General features: G+C 45.5%; 20 protein-coding genes. 7 read left to right on the top strand and 13 right to left on the bottom strand.

The window, feature by feature from the left end:
- The first annotated feature begins 75 nt into the window (after window positions 1-75).
- The 3 genes from B9N89_RS24000 to B9N89_RS23990 all read left to right on the top strand — a co-directional run bounded on the left by B9N89_RS24000 (window position 76) and on the right by B9N89_RS23990 (window position 3,475).
- Entirely contained in the window at window positions 76-1,401 is a 1,326-nt protein-coding gene (locus tag B9N89_RS24000) for a proprotein convertase P-domain-containing protein (protein ID WP_132323478.1), read from the top strand.
- A gap of 482 nt (window positions 1,402-1,883) precedes the next feature.
- On the top strand, window positions 1,884-2,555 hold the full coding sequence (locus B9N89_RS23995; protein ID WP_132323476.1) for a hypothetical protein: 672 nt from the start codon (window positions 1,884-1,886) through the stop codon (window positions 2,553-2,555).
- On the top strand, window positions 2,552-3,475 hold the full coding sequence (locus B9N89_RS23990; protein WP_132323474.1) for a hypothetical protein: 924 nt from the start codon (window positions 2,552-2,554) through the stop codon (window positions 3,473-3,475). The genes B9N89_RS23995 and B9N89_RS23990 overlap by 4 nt, the downstream gene beginning before the upstream one ends.
- 89 nt (window positions 3,476-3,564) lie before the next feature.
- Here B9N89_RS23990 and B9N89_RS23985 read toward each other — a convergent pair whose 3' ends face one another.
- Complete coding sequence (locus B9N89_RS23985; protein WP_132323472.1) at window positions 3,565-4,062, bottom strand: hypothetical protein; 498 nt, start codon at window positions 4,060-4,062, stop codon at window positions 3,565-3,567.
- A 589-nt stretch (window positions 4,063-4,651) separates the two neighbouring features.
- Between B9N89_RS23985 and B9N89_RS23980 the strand changes: the two genes are divergently transcribed.
- Both B9N89_RS23980 and B9N89_RS23975 read left to right on the top strand, forming a co-directional pair.
- The gene (locus B9N89_RS23980; RefSeq protein WP_132323470.1) at window positions 4,652-5,458 is read left to right on the top strand and encodes an endonuclease/exonuclease/phosphatase family protein; all 807 of its coding nucleotides are present in this window, start codon (window positions 4,652-4,654) and stop codon (window positions 5,456-5,458) included.
- A 234-nt stretch (window positions 5,459-5,692) separates the two neighbouring features.
- Window positions 5,693-5,893 carry a CsbD family protein gene (locus tag B9N89_RS23975; RefSeq protein WP_132323468.1) on the top strand — a complete coding sequence of 67 codons (201 nt, stop codon included), beginning with the start codon at window positions 5,693-5,695 and terminating at the stop codon, window positions 5,891-5,893.
- A gap of 261 nt (window positions 5,894-6,154) precedes the next feature.
- Here B9N89_RS23975 and B9N89_RS23970 read toward each other — a convergent pair whose 3' ends face one another.
- The 6 genes from B9N89_RS23970 to B9N89_RS23945 form a co-directional block, all read right to left on the bottom strand.
- On the bottom strand, window positions 6,155-6,829 hold the full coding sequence (locus B9N89_RS23970; RefSeq protein ID WP_132323466.1) for a hypothetical protein: 675 nt from the start codon (window positions 6,827-6,829) through the stop codon (window positions 6,155-6,157).
- Between the two features lie 70 nt (window positions 6,830-6,899).
- A complete protein-coding gene (locus B9N89_RS23965) occupies window positions 6,900-7,697 on the bottom strand; it encodes an OmpA family protein (RefSeq protein WP_159455606.1) in 798 nt (265 codons plus the stop codon).
- Between the two features lie 100 nt (window positions 7,698-7,797).
- Entirely contained in the window at window positions 7,798-7,962 is a 165-nt protein-coding gene (locus tag B9N89_RS23960; protein ID WP_132323462.1) for a DUF1328 domain-containing protein, read from the bottom strand.
- Between the two features lie 431 nt (window positions 7,963-8,393).
- Window positions 8,394-9,164, bottom strand: a complete 771-nt coding sequence (locus B9N89_RS23955; RefSeq protein WP_132323460.1) for a substrate-binding periplasmic protein — start codon at window positions 9,162-9,164, stop codon at window positions 8,394-8,396.
- Window positions 9,165-9,438: 274 nt separating this feature from the next.
- On the bottom strand, window positions 9,439-10,128 hold the full coding sequence (locus B9N89_RS23950; protein WP_159455605.1) for a YceI family protein: 690 nt from the start codon (window positions 10,126-10,128) through the stop codon (window positions 9,439-9,441).
- 307 nt (window positions 10,129-10,435) lie between these two features.
- Window positions 10,436-11,830: an MBL fold metallo-hydrolase RNA specificity domain-containing protein gene (locus tag B9N89_RS23945; RefSeq protein ID WP_132323456.1), complete on the bottom strand. Its 1,395-nt coding sequence runs from the start codon at window positions 11,828-11,830 to the stop codon at window positions 10,436-10,438.
- A 258-nt stretch (window positions 11,831-12,088) separates the two neighbouring features.
- Here B9N89_RS23945 and B9N89_RS23940 point away from each other — a divergent pair, with 258 nt between their 5' ends.
- Window positions 12,089-13,147, top strand: coding sequence for a DUF3089 domain-containing protein (locus B9N89_RS23940; RefSeq protein ID WP_132323454.1), 1,059 nt, complete (start codon window positions 12,089-12,091; stop codon window positions 13,145-13,147).
- Here the strand turns inward: B9N89_RS23940 and B9N89_RS23935 are convergent.
- The 6 genes from B9N89_RS23935 to B9N89_RS23910 form a co-directional block, all read right to left on the bottom strand.
- On the bottom strand, window positions 13,132-13,830 hold the full coding sequence (locus B9N89_RS23935; protein WP_132323453.1) for a hypothetical protein: 699 nt from the start codon (window positions 13,828-13,830) through the stop codon (window positions 13,132-13,134). The genes B9N89_RS23940 and B9N89_RS23935 overlap by 16 nt on opposite strands.
- Before the next feature lie 236 nt (window positions 13,831-14,066).
- Window positions 14,067-14,516 (bottom strand): GIY-YIG nuclease family protein, encoded by a 450-nt coding sequence (locus tag B9N89_RS23930; protein ID WP_132323452.1) that lies wholly within the window; start codon window positions 14,514-14,516, stop codon window positions 14,067-14,069.
- A gap of 63 nt (window positions 14,517-14,579) precedes the next feature.
- The gene (locus B9N89_RS23925) at window positions 14,580-17,678 is read right to left on the bottom strand and encodes an efflux RND transporter permease subunit (protein ID WP_132323451.1); all 3,099 of its coding nucleotides are present in this window, start codon (window positions 17,676-17,678) and stop codon (window positions 14,580-14,582) included.
- A 180-nt stretch (window positions 17,679-17,858) separates the two neighbouring features.
- Entirely contained in the window at window positions 17,859-18,860 is a 1,002-nt protein-coding gene (locus B9N89_RS23920; protein ID WP_132323450.1) for a class I SAM-dependent methyltransferase, read from the bottom strand.
- On the bottom strand, window positions 18,857-19,495 hold the full coding sequence (locus B9N89_RS23915; RefSeq protein WP_132323449.1) for a hypothetical protein: 639 nt from the start codon (window positions 19,493-19,495) through the stop codon (window positions 18,857-18,859). Before B9N89_RS23915 ends, B9N89_RS23920 begins: the two co-directional genes overlap by 4 nt.
- A gap of 131 nt (window positions 19,496-19,626) precedes the next feature.
- Complete coding sequence (locus B9N89_RS23910) at window positions 19,627-20,673, bottom strand: PA14 domain-containing protein (protein WP_132323448.1); 1,047 nt, start codon at window positions 20,671-20,673, stop codon at window positions 19,627-19,629.
- A 338-nt stretch (window positions 20,674-21,011) separates the two neighbouring features.
- On the opposite strand from B9N89_RS23910, the gene B9N89_RS23905 reads away from it, so the two are divergent.
- Window positions 21,012-21,479: a hypothetical protein gene (locus tag B9N89_RS23905; RefSeq protein ID WP_132323447.1), complete on the top strand. Its 468-nt coding sequence runs from the start codon at window positions 21,012-21,014 to the stop codon at window positions 21,477-21,479.
- Window positions 21,480-21,499: the final 20 nt, after the last annotated feature.

The following is a 21,499-nucleotide window of genomic DNA, read 5'->3' as shown; positions in this document are numbered from 1 at the left end:
TAATCTCCTCATGACTCTTTCTTCCCGCAGAGGTTTATCTGCATTCATTTTGTTTATTTTTTTTGGAGTGAGTACGTGAAAAAGCCCGTGCTATTGGCCCTTTCCATGTTAGGGTCTGTTTCTTGCCAAGTTGACTCAGAAAATCGCGAGACCCCTAATGCAGAGGCGATTGACGCCAATGCAGAGGCCGTCAAGGATCTTTCAGATTTGACTGAGAGTTTCAATGCCCTCGACCAGGTTGCAACTGGTCTGGATCAGGAGGCTAGTGGTGATACGTCGTTTGCCGTTGTAAGTTCAATTTTACGGTCTGCCGGTTTACCGGAAGAGGTCAGTGATGAGGAGTTTGCTGACACACCTGTACCAACGAAGGAAGGAGATAAGGCAGCGTCGTTTATGAATAGAGAGCTTGTTGCATCACAAAGCTTTCAAAGCTCAGGACTTAAGCCTAGGTACTTTCGTTTTGATACAAACTTTGGTGACACTCTTACCAACGGTGAGGCAGATATAAAGATCCTTTATTCTGCTGGCTACTCCGATAACAGGCTTCAAAGTGGTTCTATCCGGCTTCAACTTGTTGAATCGTCTTGGAGTCGTAGGTCTTTTGAGATCGCACGAGTGTCTGGCTGGTATCGCGATCGCAAGATGAAACTCAACCAGGACGAACTTCGTCGTTTTTTTGTTGCTGTATCTCAATATAATGACAAGCTGGATGAGTTAACATCAATCGGAGATTTGGCGGTGACTTTCCCTGAGGATAATATCCTTCAGTTGACGCTAAAATCTCCAACCGTGTGGAAGCGAGGGAAATCCCGTTACTACGTCAACAACCTTGAAGCGTCGATCAATACCGACACTGGCTCGTTGGTTGATGCTAAGGCCAAAGCTAAGATGTTCCGCAATGGTCTTGGTAACTTTGTAGGATCGGTGGATTTTACCTCTGGGCAAAACCTCAGCATTACTGGCTGCAAAGACTCCACACATGACTATGGTGTACACAAACAGTACGTGTATCGATACATCGGTAATAACTCAACTGCGGTTTATGAGTTCCGACCTGAGCAAGTCAATGGTGACTCCTTCTATGTCTCCGAAACTCCTACATTCGAATTCAAGCTGTATCACTCATATTGGGGGGACTTAAACATCTACTTAGAGTCGCCGGATGGAAGACGGGCTACCCTTCATTCTAGAACATCTGGTCGGGGAACGATGGTCAAGTCCTATTCGGGCCTTGATGCTGACTCGCCCATGGCGGTGTTTAATAGTTACAGTAGCTACGATTACTATGATCGCCCATGGCGCTTGGTGATTGAGGATCGCGCCAATGGCGACACTGGTAGCCTTCAAATGGTCAGGTTTATGTCTGGCTCAGAGGCTACTGGCTCGTTTAGCTGTTCATAGCTTAACGCAAAAGCAGTTCAGGTACCGGCAGGATTTGCTCGCGAAAAATTGAGTCGATATGGAGGATTGCTTCGTCTATGACTCAAGGATTACTGGTTAATTTTGACTAGGTTCCGTGGCAAGATCTTGATCAATTTCAGGGGATGGCTGGCCTCCAGCCACCCCGACCATAAATGACGTCATATCCCTACATTCCTCGTTCGGTTTAACCTACAGTTCTTACCTTCGCAAAGGGCCTAGAGTTCAGCCTACTGAAAATTTCTCAATCTATATTGGGAGATGTTTTCTTCTATCATGTAATATCAAAGATCAATTTTTTGAATATTCGCGATTGGCGATATAGTGTTCGGCCTTCGGGTATGATGTTTGCTTTAGTTACTGAGATGTTTATTGAGGCATGATTTTTTGGCTTTGCTAAGGCTTACAGGCAAAGGAGGATAGACATGTCTCAACTTTATAAAATGCGTGAATTTCGGTAGAGCATGAACGAACTCACTTTAGTTAGAAACAACCTACACTCAGTTTATCTGAAGCCGCTGGCCATAGCTGCCTTCACCTTCATGGTCTTTGCTAGCAATGTAACAGCGCTCGAACTAGAAAGGGGGAGCATGCTAGCTAGCAGTGGACTCTTACTTTACAAAACTTTGCCTAGGTCGGAGGCTATCGACCAACATGCGACATTAAAAGCATCGTCAGCACTGATTGTAGAGGGGGCTTTGGACCCTCATGCGACCCTTGAAATTGGTTTGTTCCCGATTAAAAAAGATTTTTTCGGGAAGGAAGTAGGGGATCAATGGATTCTCTACTCCGCATATAAGATGCATATTGAGACCCTATATCGATATTACATCTGGAGCAATCTGTCAGTCGCCACTGGGTTGGCAACGTCTTACTCGATGGGAGACCCAGATATCGTTGGGCATTCTGCTGACTATGGTCATCATGAGATAGAATCCGAAGATGTTAGTCGGGAAGCCATTTATAGTTTAAGCACTTCAATTCAATGGAAAGTCTTGGAGCAGGAGAACTGGTTGGGCTTTTTTGACATTAGGTTTAATCACGACTGGATCAATGGCACTGAAAAACAATGGGGGCATGGCTCGATCTTTCTCGGTGCCAAGTATAAGATCGAAAAAGTTGGGCAAAAGCTATGACATCAGGTCCAAAACTTTGGTCCTCGATCGCTATTATCATATCGTTTACTGAATCTTGCGCTTTTGCAGCTGAAGAGACACTTGAAGAGTACTTGATCCAGAAAAATCGCGATATTTCGTATTGGATTGATGAGCAAGCCGAAGCCATAGATCTCTATCTAGCAGAAAAAAGCTACTCTCGTGATCGAAATGGGACCAGAATCTCAGCTAGCAATTCAATTTATGTTAGGGAAGGCGCTCAGCACAGATTTGTTCCTAATCTTAGTGCTAGAGTCCACTTGCCCCATACTGAGCGAAAGTGGCAATTAGCATTTGCTACTTATGATGAAGAAAGCCAAGATCAAGGTATTAATAGAAGCCGAAAACAAACTGAAAATAATCCAGACTCAGTCGGTGCTTTCTTAGAGATTATGCAGGAGTTTGGTTCATTGCAAACCAAGTTTGAGCCTCGCCTCCAGTATTCCGATGAACTAGAGTCTAAGTTCCGCTTGCAATTGTATTCTACTGCAAAAACCAACTGGCTTCACGTAAAGCCTGAACTACATTTCTTTGCGAACCCAGAAGATGGTACAGGAATATTTACGTCACTGGAATTAAAGTTCCTAATTTCATATGATCAAGAGCTGGAAATCGTAAATGAGCAGCAGTACTCGGAAAGTAAAAATACCCTATTCACGAATCATGGGCCGAAGTATACCATAGTTCATTCAGACTCTATCACGACTCAGTATGGATTTATTATAGAAGCTGATAATCGACCAAACTATCACGCAACTTCATATACAATAAGTGGCAGCTTTCGACATAAAATCTATAGAAATGTTTTTCACTACGACATTGAGCCATTTATAAATTGGAGTCGATCTGAAGAGTTTCGCAAACAGGTGGGGCTCAACTTAGAGATGAAATTCATATTCTAGACAGAGTACAAATCGCAATCTAGAGTTGTTTTTTTGATCTTTACTCTAGATTGCAAGTGAGGGGGATCACTATCTCGACTTCTATATTGTTAGTGGACTGAAACGTTTCTGGCGCCACTCTCCTTTAGGTAATTTTTGAGTTCGTCCTTTTGGGTGTCTTCGACCTCAGCCGCAAGTAAGATAGAGCCGTTATCTATATCCGCCTCCACCAACTTAGCTTCATTTTCATCAAAGCCTAATCCCACCAAGCCACCAATAAGCCCACCACCTGCCGCTCCAGATCCAGCTCCTGAAAGTACAGCCACAATAGGGCCGGCTGCTACTAGTCCCGCACCACCAGTAACAGCGAGGGTCCCTACAGCAGTCAACCCAGCAGCGATTGCACCGATAGCGCCTCCAGTAACACCTCCGATCGCGATTCCCTCTGGAGCCTTGGTATTAACTTCTATATCAAATTCTTTCTTACGGGTGTCGTTAGACATTAGAAGACTCAAGTTGTCTTGGCTGACACCTTGGAGAACTAAACCATTGATGACGGCTTGAGCTTGGGCTTTGTTGCTGTATAATGCTGTAATTTTCTGTGTCATGTAAATCTCCTCTTAATGTAAATTGTCGTTAATCATACGTATGCAAAGATAGGGCCAGCCCCTTTATGGTTCTTTACAAGTTTACAAATTTGCGAAAGAATGCGATTCGAGCATTACTAAGGGGAGCAAAACCTATGAGACAAGGCTTGGTTAAAAAAATGAGGCGATAGTACAATTCGTACACTGGCGAGTATTTTTAGGCGTAACGAGTATCATAGGTTTTGCTCCCGTTAATAGTCATTCACCGTGCGTTTCTACGTGCATTAGATGTAAGTAAAAGAGGAGTGATAAACAATGACTGACGCAACGGAGATAGTAGTCTTTCGGGGGATGGCAATTGTATTTCTTATCGTAGGTCTTCTCCCTCTATGGAAAACACACTACTGGTGGGTACGTAGCTTGGACTTTCCACGATTCCAGATCCTCGTGGTACAGTCGATCTTATTGACCAGCTATCTAATCATCTCACCATTGAGCTCGCTCTTGGATATTATCTGTCAGCTAGCTCTTTGCTGTAACCGTCGCACTAGATATCTATCGCATCCACCGATACACCCCTTTTGTCAAACCAGAGTCACCTCGGTACCAAATGTCCAAACATGTTGAGGATCACCAAGTTTCGTTTCTTTCAGCGAACGTATATCAAAAAAATAGGAGTTTTGATGAACTCTTGAAGCTTATCTATGAGCGGCAGCCGGACTTCATATTCTTAGTTGAGACAGATAATCGTTGGAAAACCTCCTTAGAACCACTTCAAGAACATTGGCCATATTCTGTGCTCCACCCACAGGATAATTCATGCGGTTTTCTATTTTTCTCGAAGTATCCCATCGAGGACTTTAAGGTCAAACACTTGGTAGATGAGCGAGTTCCCTCACTATTTGCAACATGTAGAATCGATAAAGGTTCCTTATTTGAATTTATTGGTCTTCATCCTCGCCCTCCACGGCCTGTAGAAGGGCATAGTCATGAACGAGATGGCGAGCTTATACAAGTAGCGAATTACGTACGTAAGTCGAAACGTAACTTCATTGTCGCTGGTGATCTCAATGATGTTGCCTGGTCTCATAGCACTCGTATGTTTAGGCGCGTAAGCGGCCTTTGGGACCCTAGAATAGGTCGAGGAATCTACGCAACATTCCCCAAGTCACTGCCTTATCTTCGTTTCCCTCTTGATCATTTTTTTCACTCCAGTGGTTTCCGCTTGGTAAGAATGGAGAGGCTTGGAGATGTAGGATCTGATCACCTTCCAATATATCTTCGCCTTGCTCATGTAGATCAAGAAGGAGAAACCAATGAAATCTCAGATTCCTTAAAAGATGAATCTCGACGATATCAGCAGAAAGCACAAGAATGGGATGGCCCTAACCAAGTGATTACACCGGATCGAGTGTAAGCTCAATTCGAAGGTCCCGCACATGTCTCTAATTTCATACTTCGGCCTGTAGTTTAGAAAATACACCTCCATACCCTTGTACATCTTTTAAATAGGACTTCAGAGCTTACGAAACGTATACTTAAGGCCCTAGTCAATTTTCTTTTCGGTGGCTCGGAACGTGCAATAGGCTTATTGAGGCTGATAAGCCTTCTAGGAGTTTTTCAGTAACAAACGTAATACAAGGAGGTCTTCATGAATGGAGATATTTTTGAAGGTAAGTGGGAGCAAGCAAAAGGTAAAATTCGCCAGAAGTGGGGAAAGCTTACGGATGACGATATGCAACGGATCCAAGGCAAATCTCAGGAGCTTAAGGGTTGTCTCCAGGAACGCTATGGCTATAGCAAGGAAGAAGCAGAACAGGAAATAGATAAGTTTTCGAAGAACTTTCAATAGTCAGAGGCCAAGAACATCTTGGCCATATCCCTCACCTTGCATCATCACTCTCGTATATCTGATCAAACTAACAATAGAATGAACGCCTCCACACATAACAAGGTTTGATACCTAAAGTATTGCTTTAGCATTGCATCGCTTTGATCGCTAATAAAGTAAAGAAGAATATCTACGAGGTATTTGGAGAGATATTGCTTGGTGAGGGTAAATGCAGGCACTTGCCGAGCCTGCATTTACAGTTCAGAAATAGGAAAAGAGAGATTAGAATGTGTAGCCTATTCCAACGTCAAGCTTAGGAATTACATCCTGATCGTTATAGTCTTCAACATCTTCAATGGCCTCTTCGACTTTCGCACCCGAGATAGTAGCGCTGACGCTTTCGCTGCTAACATATGGGAATCCAGCACCCACTGATGCTCTTACGAGAAAGCCGCTGTTCCATGCCCATCGGTAGCCTGCGCCGATGTTCGGAGTCACGGCATAAAGTTCGTTCTGAACTTCACTTTCTTCATAGACCCATTTCGATTTGCTCTCAGAATAGGATACCCCTGCGCTACCAAACCAGCTGTCGCCAATGGGATCCTCATAATATCTTGTACCGAGTTCAAATGATGATCCATACCCACTTTCTAAAACTGCCCCATCAGTTTCTTCTTGAGCTTCTTGAATAAAGTCATTGTCCATTTCCACATCACCGTATCCAGCTCTGAGATAGCCTGCCCACTTGTCCCCGATATACTGTTCCCAACTAGCAGAAATAATTTGAACCCCACCTTCAGCAGAGAGGCCAGCTGCGATCGGGCTTATCTCGATGGAATTATATAGCAATTTGGGCATTTCTTCTGTATTTATCATCTCATTGCTTTGAGCTCCAAAGCCGGTACCAGCGAATAAGAGAGATGATACGACTGCAGCTTTCATTTCATATAGTTTCATATTTCTTCCTTCCTGATTACGTGATTCTACTATTACTTGAATCGTTCGATCTCACAGTAGATTGGGAGGTCTAGTGGGCATTGATAAGAGTTGCCTCTACTTTACGATAAAGTTGCATATCGGAAACTGATCGCGACGAACTGTTTACCTCGCCAGAACTTACAATTTTGATTCGGTTTTTAGCTACACCCTCTCTGATGAGGATTTGTGAGATGTTATAAGCACGCTTTTTGGCTAGTTCTTGGTTATACTCCTCGGTCCCTCGGGGATCAGCATAGCCATAAAGTTCGAGCTTTAGTCCTGGGTGATTATTCATAACCTTGGCTAGATTTTTTGCGTGAGGGACGAACTCATTTTTTGGCTCCGCGACTTTGTATGGAAAGTATGCAATTGGCATCTGGTCGACCAGTGCCACCGCTGCGTCGGCGGTCATGCCCGGAGCAACATTGACGGCAGGTTTACGTTTGAGCTGAGCCTGAAGGATTTCGATCCTCTTCAGCAGTTTGTCCTGGGATGCCGCATTATAGAGCCGTGGGTTTTTATCCCACTTTTCAACATTCTTGTTAATCGTTCTTGCTCGGTCGGCTAGAGCTTTCGCTGATATAGCTAGTTCTTGAGCTCTTTGGGCAAGCTTTTCAGATTTTGCGTAGTTTTGATCCTCTCTCGCGTCGACAGCGTCATCCCAAAGATCTTGGGCTTGATCAAGTTGCTCATTAGCAAGCTCCATCATGCGAGGTGTGAGATCATCCGCGTCTTTCTCTTCAGACTTCTCAACAGCGATCTCTGCCTTCTTTAAAGACTCAGGATCATTACTGGCACACCCAACGCTAGTTGCTAGTAATAAAAATAAAGGTAACTTCAGTTTCATACGTCCTCCTTGGAAAGATTCTACCCATCTAATCTTTGCAAATAAATATGTAGTTTGTAGCCGTAGGGTAGGGCAGCCCCACTCCATTTCCTATGATGCACTATATATTGGGCTTTCTTCCGGTGAAGGAGCTAATCACAAGTGCCACTAGGAAAATAAAGAATAAGATCTGTGCAATCGAAGCGGATGCACCAGCTATTCCTCCGAAACCAAAAACTCCTGCAATGGCTGCAAGGATCAAAAATGCTAACGTCCAACTCAACATAAAAAAACCTCCAAGTAAACCTAACCTAAAAAAATGCTATCACCGTTATTGAAGCAAAGCTCATGCCAAGGAAATTGAGATGATCACTACTACTATATAAACTACGATCTTCTGAAATAAATGGTTTGCCTTCGTCTATTAGTTGCTATGGAGGAGGTTTTTTGACTGGAACCTGTATGAAGTAGGTTGTTCCTTGGAGGCTTTCAAATACAGTCAGCTTGACTTTAGAAATTAGCGTTCACAACTCTATTCTGACTTCTTGGATGAACAGTTTAACTAAAGTGAAGCTAGTGAATGTAGATAGATCGTCAGACAGGTATGCAGTTCGAAGCTGTTCGTTGTAGGGGCAAGTGGTGACTTAGGATCGAGGTAGGTATATGGGCTCGCTCCTAAGCACTGAAGATTTTAAGACCTCACCTAAATTGCTTATTCTACGGACAAGGAACCCCATAACCTTTTGCAAGATTGCAGTAAGATCCGGTAGCCTTCATCTTTTTAAGACATGAATCTAATGCACCAAGAAGTTTTTTTGGTTCTTTGACATTTTTGGCATTCTTGGGCACTGTAAGGTAGTACTTGGCCTTGCGAATTTCTAGATCATGCACCCGGATTTGATCACTGACCTTAAGTTGCTTGGCCATGATTTCGATATCAGAGCGCGTGGACACGTAGACATCAATCCTGCCATGAAGGAGCTTTCGCATATTCGACTCATGATTCCTCACTTCATCAACCCCTTTCTGAGTACGCCTTGAATTGAGGTAGTCTTGGTATTCAAGAGAATACTTCATCCCAATTTGATGTCCGATGCGATAAGGGTCAAAGTCTTTTAAACCAGACAGACGGATGGATTTGCTTTTTAGGGTGACGGGATTATAAGTGACCTCATAGAGTGGCTCCGATCCGTAATGAAGCCATTCCTCGCGTCCTTTCTTCTTCGAGTATACATTGAGGTCGATCAAGCCCATTTGAGTTGTTTTATTAGCCCGAGCGATCGGCATATACTTGAAGCTATGATCTTGTTTCATCTGAGCAAGGCACTGTTCAATGATATCGCGTCCGAAGCCTTTCTTATCTTGCTTACCATAGAAGTAGGGGGGCCACTGAGGATAGGATACGTTGATGTGTGAGTCGGCAAAGCTCTCATTCATCCAGGTTGTTTGCGCGATTGCGAGGAGCACTAAAAAAAGTTTGATCATCATTCCGGTAACGTCCCACAAGAGTTCTTAAAAAGTGCTGCAATAGATCGAGCTGACTACTGCAAAGCTGCTAGCAAATTAGCCTTTTGGTAAAGATTTGTGCCATGCTTTCACTAACCCAATATTCGGTCTGGTGCTGTTACTTTTCGAGCAAAATTTATTAGGCAATTGATATCAGGAGATTGCATTGAAAAAAATGGCCATATACGACTAGCGTATATGGCCGGAAGTGAGAGTGAGAGTATATGGGAAGATTATTACATCCTATAAGAAATCATTAGTCTTGGCATTCCTCCTTGAATTCAAAGCTAAAATCGATCTCGACTGTGTCTTGCATCTCATCTACGTCTGCAATGTCTAGGAGTTCGATCACCTGATCGACAAGAAAGCTCGTAGACATCAGATCGATAGCAACCAATCCGGAATTTTTCATAGTAAGTTTTGTGCCGCTAGTTTTGATAGCTGTAGGAACGACAACATCGATACTTTGCCCATAGATTGTTAGGCTGCCGTTGATATCCACCGTACCGTTCCCGTCGGCTATGGCGCTTGCTACCTCGTCAACGTTTGTTACAGAAAAGCTAAGTTCGTCGTTTATTCCGAGACCCAAGATGTATTCTTTGATTCGGTCGTCCCTAAGCTCATCCTGTGAGTTCAAGGAGTCAGGACTAAACTTGATTTCGAACGAGCCTTCAGCGCCTGTTTTAACCCAGCCTGCTGCAAGTATCTGGCCCACAACGGGCACTCGTTCTTCTGTTTTATAAGACGTCCAGGCGGCCGATTGATTTTGAAGAGAGTAGACAGGGTCCCCACTATCACAAGCTTGTGCCGGAAGATTGATCTCGAAAGATTCGGCTTTTGCTGAACTAGCCCCCGCAGAGTTCGACAGCCGTTCCGGTGTGGATACCCCCTGACTACACCCCCATAGCAAAACCATCCCTAAGCTTGCTAGTAATTCGGTTCTCATGGTTGTTTTTTCCTTGGTCTTATTTGGTCGAGCATGGATAATCTTGCAGAGTTCATACCAATAGAGGCAAGGCATAGAATATCAGTGTCTTAGTTTGAACCTAGGCCCTCAAAAAGGCCCCATTTATAGCTAGGCTTTGTAAAAAATTGTTATTATTTTGAAACCTTATAAGGAAAGTTGTACTCGAATCCGGCTAGCAACAGAGCTTTGCGATGTGATCACAGTAAGATCTTACAGAATTTTGGGTGCTTACTGCGATCTGAAGGGGAAAGTGTCTAAGGATTCAACAATTTCTTAAACAGCTTTTTTAGAGGTCTAAGTGGCTTTTTTCGGAGCTCAAAATAACATCAAATCCTAGTTCAGAGTGGATTCTTTCAGCAAGGGAGGATTGGCTTTCCGGTGCCCCATGATTCAGGATGATTGTTATCTTCTCACTTTTCATTGGTCTTAGCCAAGCGAGGATCTCTTCGTAGTCGGCGTGTGCAGAAAAAGCATCCAAAGTTGAAACCTTAGCCTCAATGGGAACTTCCCTGTGGTGAACACGGATACTCCGCTCTTGCTGATGTTCTTGGAGGAATCGACCCTTTGTACCTTCTGCCTGGTAGCCGCAGAATAGAACGTGATTTTCTGGGTGGGGTAGCCGAGCCTTGAGGTGATGCAAGATCCGTCCACCACTGAGCATTCCTGATGCGGAAATTACAATCATCGGTCCGTCGCGCATGCATAAGAGCATGGATTCATCGGCGTTGGTTGTGGCTTCAAATCGGCTAGGGAAAAATGAGCTGTGTCCTTGAAATGCTGACAATGCCTTCTGATCTTCGTCATGGCGCAAAAAGATTTCTGTGGCGGAGTTCGCCATGGGGGAATCTAATGTTACCGGTAAGTGTGGAATCTTTTTTTCTACTTCAAGATGTTTGATCGCATAGATAATATCTTGACTCCTTCCTACTGCAAAAGCCGGAATCACAAGGACCCCACCACTTTTTGCAACGTCATTGATGATGGTAGCCAGCTCATCGAGGAATGGGCTCCGAGGATGAAGACGATTACCGTAGGTCGCTTCCAAAACCAGAAAGTCGCATGGCTCTAAGTGATGAGGAGGCTTGAGGGTCAGCGATTCGGGCCGCCCTAGGTCACCTGAAAAAGTCATCGTTTTAGACTTACCGCTATCATCGCATTTCATCTGTAGTTGAACGAGGGAAGACCCTACGATGTGGCCAGCACGCCTAAGCTTAACACTGAGTCGATCGTCAACGAAATGCCAGCGGTCGCGGGGCAAAATCTTGAATTGGGAGATAGCTGTTTCTGCATCGCTGATCGTGAACAAGGGGAGGGCAGGCTTATGATTGGAGTAGCCAGTTTCATTGGCATAACGGGCAAACTCTTCTTCCAGGTGTGCAGAGTCGAGAAGGATTATGCGGCCTAGATCAGCGCTACCGGGGGAAAGGTAGATTGGCCCTTGAAACCCTTCCTTGCATAGTAGCGGGAGCCGGCCAATATGATCAAGGTGGGCATGGGTTACAAAAACTGCGTCAATCTCCTTGGGGTCAAAGGGAAAGCGACTCCAGTTACGATCGCGAATATCCTTGGGGCCTTGAAATTGGCCGCAATCCACAAGGTATTTTTTCTGATGGATCTTTACTAGGGTCAGGCTGCCCGTGACAGTATCCGAGGCCCCTAAAAAATCGCAGCTTATGCTCATAGTTCCATCCTACTGTTATCCATAGTTTGATATTTCACACCACAATCTCAACTTAGCAGGGCCAGGGCCAGTGTTTAAGGCTCAATTGCAGAGGAATTGGTGACAATGGGATCAAGAACCCCCAAGGCCATAGTTTGAATGGCCGAAGTATTTTTGACGATACTCCCTTTGCCAATGAAGTTCCAAATGAAATCCAAGCCTTAATAGTAGATAATGGATATAGATCGGATGATTGCCAGCTGTCTGTGAGGGATATATATGTCATCGAGACTAGTTTTTAAAATATCAGTTGTAATTGTAGCAGCCCTATTTCTTTATATGCTGCGTGGTCCTCTTTATTTTTTGTACATCACGCCATTTGGCAATTACAACCCTGACGACACGCCTCAGCCATTAGACTACGAGCTTGAAAGCTCATGGGCTGAACTTCCAGATCAGGAAGCTTTGATGACAGACCGGGCCCAAGTGTTTTTTGTTCATCCCACCAGCTTGCGATCGCGGTTTGCTTGGAATGAGGAGCCAGGAGCTCCAGATTCAAAAGAGAGGTTTAATTGGGCACGTACCTGGCAGCTTCCTGCATTTGAATCCTGTTGCCGAATCTATGCACCATTCTATCGGCAAGCGACCCTAGCGGCCTATTGGCGAAACGAGTCAGGAAGACAAGCACGAGATCTTGCTTATGGCGACGTGCTAAGGGCTTTTGATAGCTTTATCACCAGTCGGTGGCAGCAAGAAAGTGGCTTTATTTTAGCGGGGCATAGCCAGGGTTCAGAGCATATTCTCCGCCTCCTTCATGACCGGGTGATTGGCAAAGACTTGGAGAAGTATCTGATAGTGGCCCTTGCTCCTGGTATCCCCGTTCCAAAGGCAGCCTATGAAAAAACCCATGGAGAGTTTCCGCTTTGTGATGGTCCAGAACAGACTGGCTGCCTCCTTGCTTGGTCTACCTTTATGGAAGGGAAAAGCACGAACGATGTATTCTCAAGAGCAGATTGGTATTTTCCCGGATATGGGTATCAAACCGTCCATGAGGACCAGTTTCACTGCGTTAATCCTTTAAATTGGCGCGCAAACGGTGAGCAAAAGGTTGAACCTCGCTTTCATTTGCAAAGTCACCTTGATGATGGGGAAGCAAAAACTTTTGCTCAATGCAGCCCCAAGGGGCTGTTTGTAGACAGCCTCGAAGATGCTGTCCAGTTCGAGCTAGACGGTAATTACCATCTATATGATTTGGGCCTATTCATGGGCAACTTGAAGACTAACATGAAGACCCGAGTTGATGCCTACGCTGCCAGCCAAGCTCAGCGGACGCTGTAGAGACAGGAGCTTTGATCCTTCACAGCGCCATCGCTTAGGTGGAGATCTCTCTTGGTAAAGCCAATGGTAATATGAGGGTGAAACGACTTCGGGTCGAAGCCTTCTCTCAATTCTTCAAAGAAACCCTTATCGGATGCTCGGTCGGGAAACTCCTCAACGACAAGGTTAAAGATGCTCTTTCTTAACTCAAAAAGAGCGGGGGCATCCACGACAAGAAAATATGTGGCCTCAAGTCGCCCGGAAATCGATTTCTGTGCCCGGCCCACGCAGTTAATATTAAAGCGTGTGCTTTGGATATTGCTTTCTAGGGCAATTTCATTGATACGCGCTATTAGAGTTGAGTCAGGATCACTCCCTCCATGTCGCTTCAGAAAGCCTTCGATTGCCTTGTACTCTGGTGGGGTCAACACGGTGATATGAGCTTCCCCGCGATCTTTCAGCTGATCACCAGTGTCTTGTTTGATTTGGTGGCTGATGCTAGGAACACCATCAAACGGAAGGTTCATCGCTAAATAGTTGCTAAAGGGGCCGCTCCCTTGATGGGGGATGAACGGCACTGTTTCGCCTTGGTAGAGTCGACGATCCAAGTTGATTGTATGGTTAGCCTTTAATTCAGACTTTTGAGTTGCTGCGCAAGAGCTCGCCAGACTTAATAGTGTTCCCAAAATGCTCAATCGATTCATCGATGCAGGTCCTTTATGAATGCCTATAACAGGTGTGTTTTTCGGAGTTCGGTTCGTCACTTGCAATAGCTCGTTCGGATCAAATACATAACCTGCTAATATAAAAAAAGATTTGAAGCTATAGCGATCGAAATAGAACGCTTAATTAAACCGGGATTACTTAACAGTGATTTAGGATTATGACAATATTGTAATGAGTATGGGTTATATTGGCATGCTGCTTGTGATGCTAGGTATCAGGAATCTTTATAGCGAATCTTAGGAGAGCTATAATAACCACCCCGAACATTGGAACGGCCGTAAACTTTCCAGAGGTGTTTGGTAAAGGCTGACTCGATTTGCTCTGCTTTGCGCTTGTCCTTGGTGCGAAGTGGATATACACCAACGTAGCCCCTCGGACGATGGATTTTTAACCACTTGGGGCAGCGATTACCGCGCTGCCATTCTTCTCGCCGGCGACGCTTTAGGTTCTTGGTGATACCTACATAGTACTTTTTATTTTCAAGGTGCAGGAGATAGAGCCAGTAGCGTTTGTCTTGACCTAGGGTTCGCCAATTAGGGGGTCTTAAGTCATATATGCGAACCTGGGTGAAGGGTGGGCCTAGCAAAGCGTGAACTCGCCGTCCTAGCAAGAATAAAAGCTTTGTTGCAATCCAGATAAAGATGATTGTACCAACTATGTACATCCGTGTCCTTGCGAAGAGCTTGACCTCTCTTCGGCGGTTGGCGCAAAACTTTATCCGTATTTTCTAGTCTATTTTGAGTCTTTGTACAATAGTTTCAGAAGTACTTATGATAATCGAGTATAACACGGGGATCACGATCAAGACCGATGGCGTTCCAATCATCAATCCCCAGGTCATTGCGAAAACTAAGGGTGAGATGAACGAGTCTGTACCACCGATCAGGCCGTAGGCCGTTGGTAGAAGGCCTGTAACTGTTGTGAGAGTCGTTAAGACGATTGGTCGGAATCGATGCTGGGCTCCTAGAATAATCGCTTCTTGGATATTACGATGACCTTCTCTTCGCAGGCGGTTGATGAATTCCACCATAATTAGAGAGTCATTGACAAGCACGCCACCAACCCCAACAACACCAACCAAAGCCAGTAGAGAAAGATCGTAGCCATGGCCGATAAAGGCCGCTAGCATACCGATCAAGCCGAAGGGTATTGCCAGCACCACCATAAAGGGTTGACTTAGCGACTCAAGTTGAAAGGCCAACCAAAAGTAGATTCCCATAATTGCTAGCCCCAAAAGCATGAGAATCTGGTTGACAAATTTATCACTCTCCTTCGCTTCTCCCCCCAAAAGAATGGAATAACCAGGGAATTGTTGCTCCAACCCGGATAGTTCCTGGCTCAAATTCTTATAAATATCTCCGGCTGTAACAGTTGGCGCGATATTGGCGGTGATCAGGTTTGAGGGATTACCGTTATAGTGAAGAATTTTTTTCATGGTACGGCCACGCTCCTCGAGCATCAAACCTTTGAGGGGAATCAGGTTGCCATATTGATTGCGAACGTAGATGTCTTGGAGGGGGTCATTAAAATCATGGAAGCGTTCATCCATTAGAAGTCGGTAGTCGGCACTTTCCACTGGTGTCTGCACATCACCAACTATGGAGCCGTCAAAAATCGTACGAATGGTATTGGCGACTGTTGATACTGTGAGCCCAGACTGGGATAAGGCTTCAAAGTCTGGCCTAAGTTGCAGCTCCTGTTTTCCGGGAACGTTGTCAGAGATCACTTCACTTACGGGATACTGCTGAAGAAGCTCTTTAAGTTTCGCCACCAGCTCGTAGCGGATGCGATCGTCATCACCAACAATTCTGATTTCAATAGGCCGTCCCACGGGAGGGCCCTCCGAGTCGATCTCCAAATCGAATTTTACCAGTTTAAGATCAGAACTTGTCTCTACAGCCTTCTTGAGCCAATTACTGAGTTCCTGGGCTGTAATATCACGCTCTGTAAAGGGCTTCATGACAATTTCCGATAGGAACGACGTGTGCGATGCAAAGCGAGCACCTTTGAAGCTACCTTCTTGGCCCACGGTGGTTTTCACAGAAGTGATCGCGCCTTGACCCGGGAACGAATCGATGATTTTTTCAAGAACCTCAACCTGGCTTTCTGTATAAGAAAGTGGCGACCCCTCCTTGACATCACCCATGAGATAGATGCGATAGGCCTGATCCAGATCGAACATTCTAAAGCGAGACATCTTTAAACAAATGGTGATGCCGCCCAATAAAAAAATTGTTGTTGCGAAAAAGGCGAGCCACTTGTAGCGCAGTGTCTGGCCCAAAAATCGACCGTAGACCAGCTCCATCCGAAGGATAAATCGTGTTCCCGGGGGTTTGTGGCTCGCCGATGGTGCCTTCTTTCGATGACCTAGGTGAGACGGCAGAATAAGTGTGGCTTCTAAGAAAGACGCCACCAGCATAATATTGACCACCGTTGGCACTTCAACGGCAAAGTCGCCGATAGAGCCTGGAAGAAAGTAGAGTGGCACAAAGGCAATAATTGACGTAACGATGGTTCCAAAAACGGGTTTAATCACCGCCTGCAAGCCTTGCTTGGCAGCTTCCCTGGGTGCTAAGCCATCTTCCATGTGGCGGTAGATACTTTCAGCGATAATGATGGCATCATCGACGATCATACCGAGAACTAAGATCATGCCACATAACGAAACACTATTGATCGAAACGTCCAGTAGGGGCAAAATGGTGGTGGCTCCCGCGATAGCGATAGGAATGCCCAGAGCGGCCCACATGGCAATGCGAGGGTCAAGGAACATAAACAGGACGATCAAGACAAGAAAAAAACCCGCTGCGAAATTCGATGAAACAATGTTGAGACGCGTACGGGTATTGACAGAGAAATCCCAAGTTGTCAGCAAAGATAGGTCTTCAGGAGCTGTCTCAAGGAACTCTTTTTTAACAACTTCCACCTTATCCACGAGTTCAATCAGGTCTGCAGAAGCTTTTTTGACAATGAGCAAGGAGCCGCCGCGGCGGCCATTGAACCGAACAATCTTTTCTGCTTTTTCAAAGTCATCCAAGATTGTGGCAACATCCTTTACATAAATATGTCGGCCACTGCTCGTCGAGCGGATGACGATATTGCCCATGTCCTGAGGGTTAGCAAACTCAGACACAGTGATGATGCCCTTCTCTGCTGTGAAGGACTCCAATGTGCCGCCGGCCAAGCGGATCTTATTGTTTTTGATGGCCATTAGCACTTCTTCAACGGATACTTGTTTGGCATTCAGCTTCTTGTTATTAAGCAGTATCTTAATCTCTCGCTCTGGAATCGCATTCTCTCGGACCCGAGCAACCTCTCCAATTTCAAGTAGTTTTCGCTTAAGCTGGCGCCCGACTTCTTTGATCTTCTGAGGTGAGTATTGATCGAAGACAATAGCCAATTCATAGACGATCATGTCATCGACCTTGATTTCCTGAATATAGGGCTTGTCAAGCATCTCGTCTGGAAGATCTTGAACAGACTCAACAGCCCGCCTTACATCATCTTTGACCTTTTCCTTATCGCGGGCGTCGGGGTCAATAAATACCTCGATTGTGGATCGCCCCTCAGAGGAATGTGAAATATATTTTTTTAGGCCGCTAACACCTTCCAAGGCTTCTTCAATTTTGGTCGTTACATTTAGTTCAACATCCTTGGGTGATGCGGCAGGCAAGACGCTCATGATTCTCATCTGCTGCATGTCTACGAGAGGGGTGGCCTGGCGTTTCAGCTGAAGAAACGAGAATAGACCAATCGCGATCACCAGGATCGAGACCAAATTCGCAGCAAGGGGCTTGTCGACGAAGAACTTGGAAAGGGATGTCATACCTGAACAGCCTGCTTAAGATTGATGGGGACCTATCACCTTTTTATCAGATGCGGAGCACGCTTAGAAGACAAAATGACATTTATCACTGAAATGAGAGGTGAATTTAAAATGCTCAACTCTCTTAAAAAGTTCCTCACCATCGGGTTTGCTTTCCGTTGACCATAGCGAGCTTCAAACCTATCGTAGCTCTAGACCAGTGGCTTCAGGGCTTTCGCGATGGACCATTGCAATGATGGTCTTGCCCCACAGTTCGTCGATTCCAGCGAGAGGGCCTTCAGAGCCAAATTCAATGTAGGGTCGGCCTTGATAGAATGAAAGGCTAGCGGCAGCAAGAGGGGCCCACCAGTGAGTTAGCGTGCCTTTGGGTGTTCGAGTTTGGACATGGGCAATGTAGTCTCGAAAGCAGTCTAAGTTACGGGTAAGCAGGGCTCGCAAATCGTCTGTGAGTTCGATATGGCTCTGCGATCTTGCTTTAGTGAGCCCTTCGCTACTGCATTGTTGGTCTTCTTCAGCACCGCTGCGAGACACTGGCTCCAAAAAGTATATCCAGGGATCGTGGCGGGGGGAGGCGACCCGAATCTTTCTCGTTACGCTTAGCCAAGGCTCGCACGCTAAGCGTTGGATAAAATCTCCGTGAGATTCTATGGCTACCAATGTGAAAGATTGATGCTGTGCGATCTCTCTGAGTTGGCGTAAAAGGTGATCGCAAAGATCACCAACCGGCTGATATAGGAAGTATACACTCGCGGAAGGTATCTTAAAGCCAGGGGCTAAGAGGTCTTGGCATAAAAACTGGTGCTTGGATGTTAGGTGCATGGCAGCAAAGCGCTGTGCCTCTGCAATGCGTTCCTCCACATACTCAAATGCCGTTCCAGGAGTATTGGGGTAAGCTTGGCTCAGAAAAAGAATAGATCTTCCGTAGGCAGCACCTAAATCTACCACATGATCGCTTGCTTTCAAGTCGAGTGCAGTAAAAATTTGCTGAAAGTCTCTATAGGAGCTTGAGAGAGCATCGGGTTCGATGTTTTCTAGGTAAAGACCTGGCTTGGTAGAATTTGGTGACAATGATGCTTCGATAGACTGTGGGACGATCCCAAAAAAGCAATCCAAGTCGCGATTTTGCTTTTCTAGTGAATGAGGGGCATTGCTGATGAGGCGATTAAATTCCTCGCTAGTCATGTTGTTACAGGTAGCTGACGAGGATGGGAAACAGCGTGGAATCCGAAGTGGATCAAGCCTCCCGCGATTAAGTACTCAAGAATATGAGTTTCGTGGGGGCCATGAAAGCCAGTCAAGTCTTGCTGGGCCATAGCGTATCCAAGAACCGTGGCAAAAGTCATAATTGCGAATAACACGGTGGGGTGTTTCCAGCCTTTTAGCGGATAAAGAAAGCTCCAAATGCCAATACCTGCAGGAAGTCTGTGGAGGGCAATTGTAGTCGCGAGCATCTCTTCCCCGTGGTGGTGGTGATGGGAACCTGTATGGGCCTCAGCAATCCCAATTCCGATCCCATCTGCAAGCGCATGAAGTGCTAAGAAGACGCCAAAAAAAGCAATGGGATGAGACTTGTTCATGGAAACTGTTTTGGCAAATCGCTCCACTACAGTGAAGGACAGAGCGCTGCCGAGAAGGTAGACCAGACTCAACCAACCATCTTCGGCCAGATGATGTGGCATAAAGCCAAACATGATGATGGCTAGAATTACAAGAATGGCAATCTTTTCAACTCGAATCAACAATGGGGTACGGTGAAGTGCGTGCCAAACCAGTGGAACAATCCAAAGAATACAAATGCTTAAGATCAGATGGGACATGAACGCTCTTTCTTGCAAAAAGGAGCGGTTGTGCCGCCCCATGACTCTAACCCAGAGTGACTTGAGGGTATAACATACGGCTAGGAAAGATCAAATGTCTTAGTGCAAAATATTGCGTTAATCAAATGGCGTCAAAATGGCTTTTGTTTCTTGTGCGGTGCACTGATCCTGGACTCCTGTAAGTTTTGGTGACGTTTCCAAGGTTTTATCAAGGAGGGGTAACGTAAATTATTTTGGGGTATGTGCACCTTATCATCCGAGTCGGGCAGCTGCCAGAGCAACTCTAACGATAGTGTGTAGCGAGGGCCCTGAAAATAATGAATCCGAAGAGGGTAGTAGCCGGGAGTTAAGGTTATGTAGACCCCTTTCTCTTCGGGCGAGTGTTGGCCATCGTTATCGATAATTAGTTGATCATTCAAAAACACCCGACTGCCATCATCGGAGCGTATCCCAATGTAGTAGTCTCCGGGCTCTTCAATCCAAAGTAGCGATTGCACATCGAGGGCAAACCACTCAAAGCGATTTGTCACTCCAGGAAATCCCAGGCTAAAATCTCTGGGAGCGATATCGAGCTGATCCATACAAAGATAGCCCTGTGGTTTCATCAGGAGGAAATTTTCTGGTAATCGTTCCGTTTCCTCGGGCAAGGCGTATAGCCTTGCTATCATGGGATGCAAGTTATCCCCTTCTTTGCAAACGATAAATAAACTCGATTCGGGGCTGATCAAACCGCTAGACTCAGCGCTTCGATCAGTACCGTCGAGGGCCTTGACCTCGATTTCTATATCCATCGCTTGAACGGTGTTAGCGGGAGGTACATACATACCTTGGTCGTCAATCGAGCCAAGGTCTCCTCCTAGATCCTGACCGACAACGGTAAATTCGACATCCCCTTGGAAAGGGGCTTGACCCATCAAAACTTGGAACTGAAGTCCTTCAGATCCGGCGCGCATCGAGAAAAGTGAAGGTTTGAGCGTCAGTGGCGGAAGCTCAACTTGCGACTGCTCGCCCGCTTGCGGAATGACTGGGACGATGGCCTCGGGCACCGTAGCTGTCCCGGCGGCTTCGATTTCTCGGTCGAGGCTAGGAAGTGAGCTAATTTCATCGACTTTATTATGAAACCCCGATTTATTCGAACACTGGATTAAAAAAAGCATAATGATGGATAGTTTCTTCATCTTGTCCCCTCTCTAAGATCTGTCCATTGCAGGTGGCGTCGGAATCTGGGGAAAATCTTTAAGGTTGATGGCTTGAGAGACCAAAAAAATAAAAAAATTTGGTAAGCAAATCTGAAGCTCTATCAGGTGGCATTATTTTCCTCCCAAGCAGATTCTACTGTTCCGCGAATGGGTAAGAAGGTGCTCGAATCTGTGATTTTGCTGTGACAGTGATCATGGAGGATTTTAAAATAGTAAAAAATATCCTTTAAAATGCAATTAAATGAGGGATCTATTCAACTTAGTAATGAATATAGCCGATACGTGACGCAGGACAAGTTTTATAAAGAGGTACGACCATGTGGAAAGTATTGGCTTTTTTAGGCCTCATGTTGCCTGCTGTTGCGAGCGCAAAGAAAAGTAAATCATATGTGAATGGATACTTTGGCTATGGCCAAGGTGGAATAGCTATTGGAGCTGACTATGAAATGAAGTGGGATAAAGTTGCTGGCTGGGGTGGCTACCTCTTGAGTTATGGGAGTAGTGATACGGGTCCAGGTGGACTCGCTGTCGGCGGATTTCTAAGGCCTCATATTCGAAAAAAAGGCTATGACCTTCATCTAACTGCTGGCTTTGGGTTATTAAATTATGAAACGCAGGCCGAATCATCTACCGCGCTTGGGCCACTAATTGGCTTTGGCTGTACAAAGAAAATAACAAAAGACATCTACATTGGTCTTGATTCCATGCACCACTATGGTTGGTTTAGTGAACCTACAGGCATCCTGATCAATAGTGGTTTGCTGACGGTTCGCTATCGTCTCTAGGAACAATGAAATCAGCTAAG

It is taken from the genome of Pseudobacteriovorax antillogorgiicola, from assembly GCF_900177345.1.
Lineage (GTDB): Bacteria > Bdellovibrionota_B > Oligoflexia > Oligoflexales > Oligoflexaceae > Pseudobacteriovorax > Pseudobacteriovorax antillogorgiicola.
This window is presented reverse-complemented; position numbering and strand designations above follow the sequence as displayed.

What these genes read in the sequence shown, in the direction of transcription:
- B9N89_RS23995 (WP_132323476.1), top strand. Translation starts at nt 1,884, where the DNA reads ATGAACGAACTCACTTTAGTTAGAAACAACCTACACTCAGTTTATCTG.
- B9N89_RS23990 (WP_132323474.1), top strand. Translation starts at nt 2,552, where the DNA reads ATGACATCAGGTCCAAAACTTTGGTCCTCGATCGCTATTATCATATCG.
- B9N89_RS23985 (WP_132323472.1), bottom strand. Translation starts at nt 4,062, where the DNA reads ATGACACAGAAAATTACAGCATTATACAGCAACAAAGCCCAAGCTCAA.
- B9N89_RS23980 (WP_132323470.1), top strand. Translation starts at nt 4,652, where the DNA reads ATGTCCAAACATGTTGAGGATCACCAAGTTTCGTTTCTTTCAGCGAAC.
- B9N89_RS23975 (WP_132323468.1), top strand. Translation starts at nt 5,693, where the DNA reads ATGAATGGAGATATTTTTGAAGGTAAGTGGGAGCAAGCAAAAGGTAAA.
- B9N89_RS23970 (WP_132323466.1), bottom strand. Translation starts at nt 6,829, where the DNA reads ATGAAACTATATGAAATGAAAGCTGCAGTCGTATCATCTCTCTTATTC.
- B9N89_RS23965 (WP_159455606.1), bottom strand. Translation starts at nt 7,697, where the DNA reads ATGAAACTGAAGTTACCTTTATTTTTATTACTAGCAACTAGCGTTGGG.
- B9N89_RS23960 (WP_132323462.1), bottom strand. Translation starts at nt 7,962, where the DNA reads ATGTTGAGTTGGACGTTAGCATTTTTGATCCTTGCAGCCATTGCAGGA.
- B9N89_RS23955 (WP_132323460.1), bottom strand. Translation starts at nt 9,164, where the DNA reads ATGATGATCAAACTTTTTTTAGTGCTCCTCGCAATCGCGCAAACAACC.
- B9N89_RS23950 (WP_159455605.1), bottom strand. Translation starts at nt 10,128, where the DNA reads ATGAGAACCGAATTACTAGCAAGCTTAGGGATGGTTTTGCTATGGGGG.
- B9N89_RS23945 (WP_132323456.1), bottom strand. Translation starts at nt 11,830, where the DNA reads ATGAGCATAAGCTGCGATTTTTTAGGGGCCTCGGATACTGTCACGGGC.
- B9N89_RS23940 (WP_132323454.1), top strand. Translation starts at nt 12,089, where the DNA reads ATGTCATCGAGACTAGTTTTTAAAATATCAGTTGTAATTGTAGCAGCC.
- B9N89_RS23935 (WP_132323453.1), bottom strand. Translation starts at nt 13,830, where the DNA reads ATGAATCGATTGAGCATTTTGGGAACACTATTAAGTCTGGCGAGCTCT.
- B9N89_RS23930 (WP_132323452.1), bottom strand. Translation starts at nt 14,516, where the DNA reads ATGTACATAGTTGGTACAATCATCTTTATCTGGATTGCAACAAAGCTT.
- B9N89_RS23925 (WP_132323451.1), bottom strand. Translation starts at nt 17,678, where the DNA reads ATGACATCCCTTTCCAAGTTCTTCGTCGACAAGCCCCTTGCTGCGAAT.
- B9N89_RS23920 (WP_132323450.1), bottom strand. Translation starts at nt 18,860, where the DNA reads ATGACTAGCGAGGAATTTAATCGCCTCATCAGCAATGCCCCTCATTCA.
- B9N89_RS23915 (WP_132323449.1), bottom strand. Translation starts at nt 19,495, where the DNA reads ATGTCCCATCTGATCTTAAGCATTTGTATTCTTTGGATTGTTCCACTG.
- B9N89_RS23910 (WP_132323448.1), bottom strand. Translation starts at nt 20,673, where the DNA reads ATGAAGAAACTATCCATCATTATGCTTTTTTTAATCCAGTGTTCGAAT.
- B9N89_RS23905 (WP_132323447.1), top strand. Translation starts at nt 21,012, where the DNA reads ATGTGGAAAGTATTGGCTTTTTTAGGCCTCATGTTGCCTGCTGTTGCG.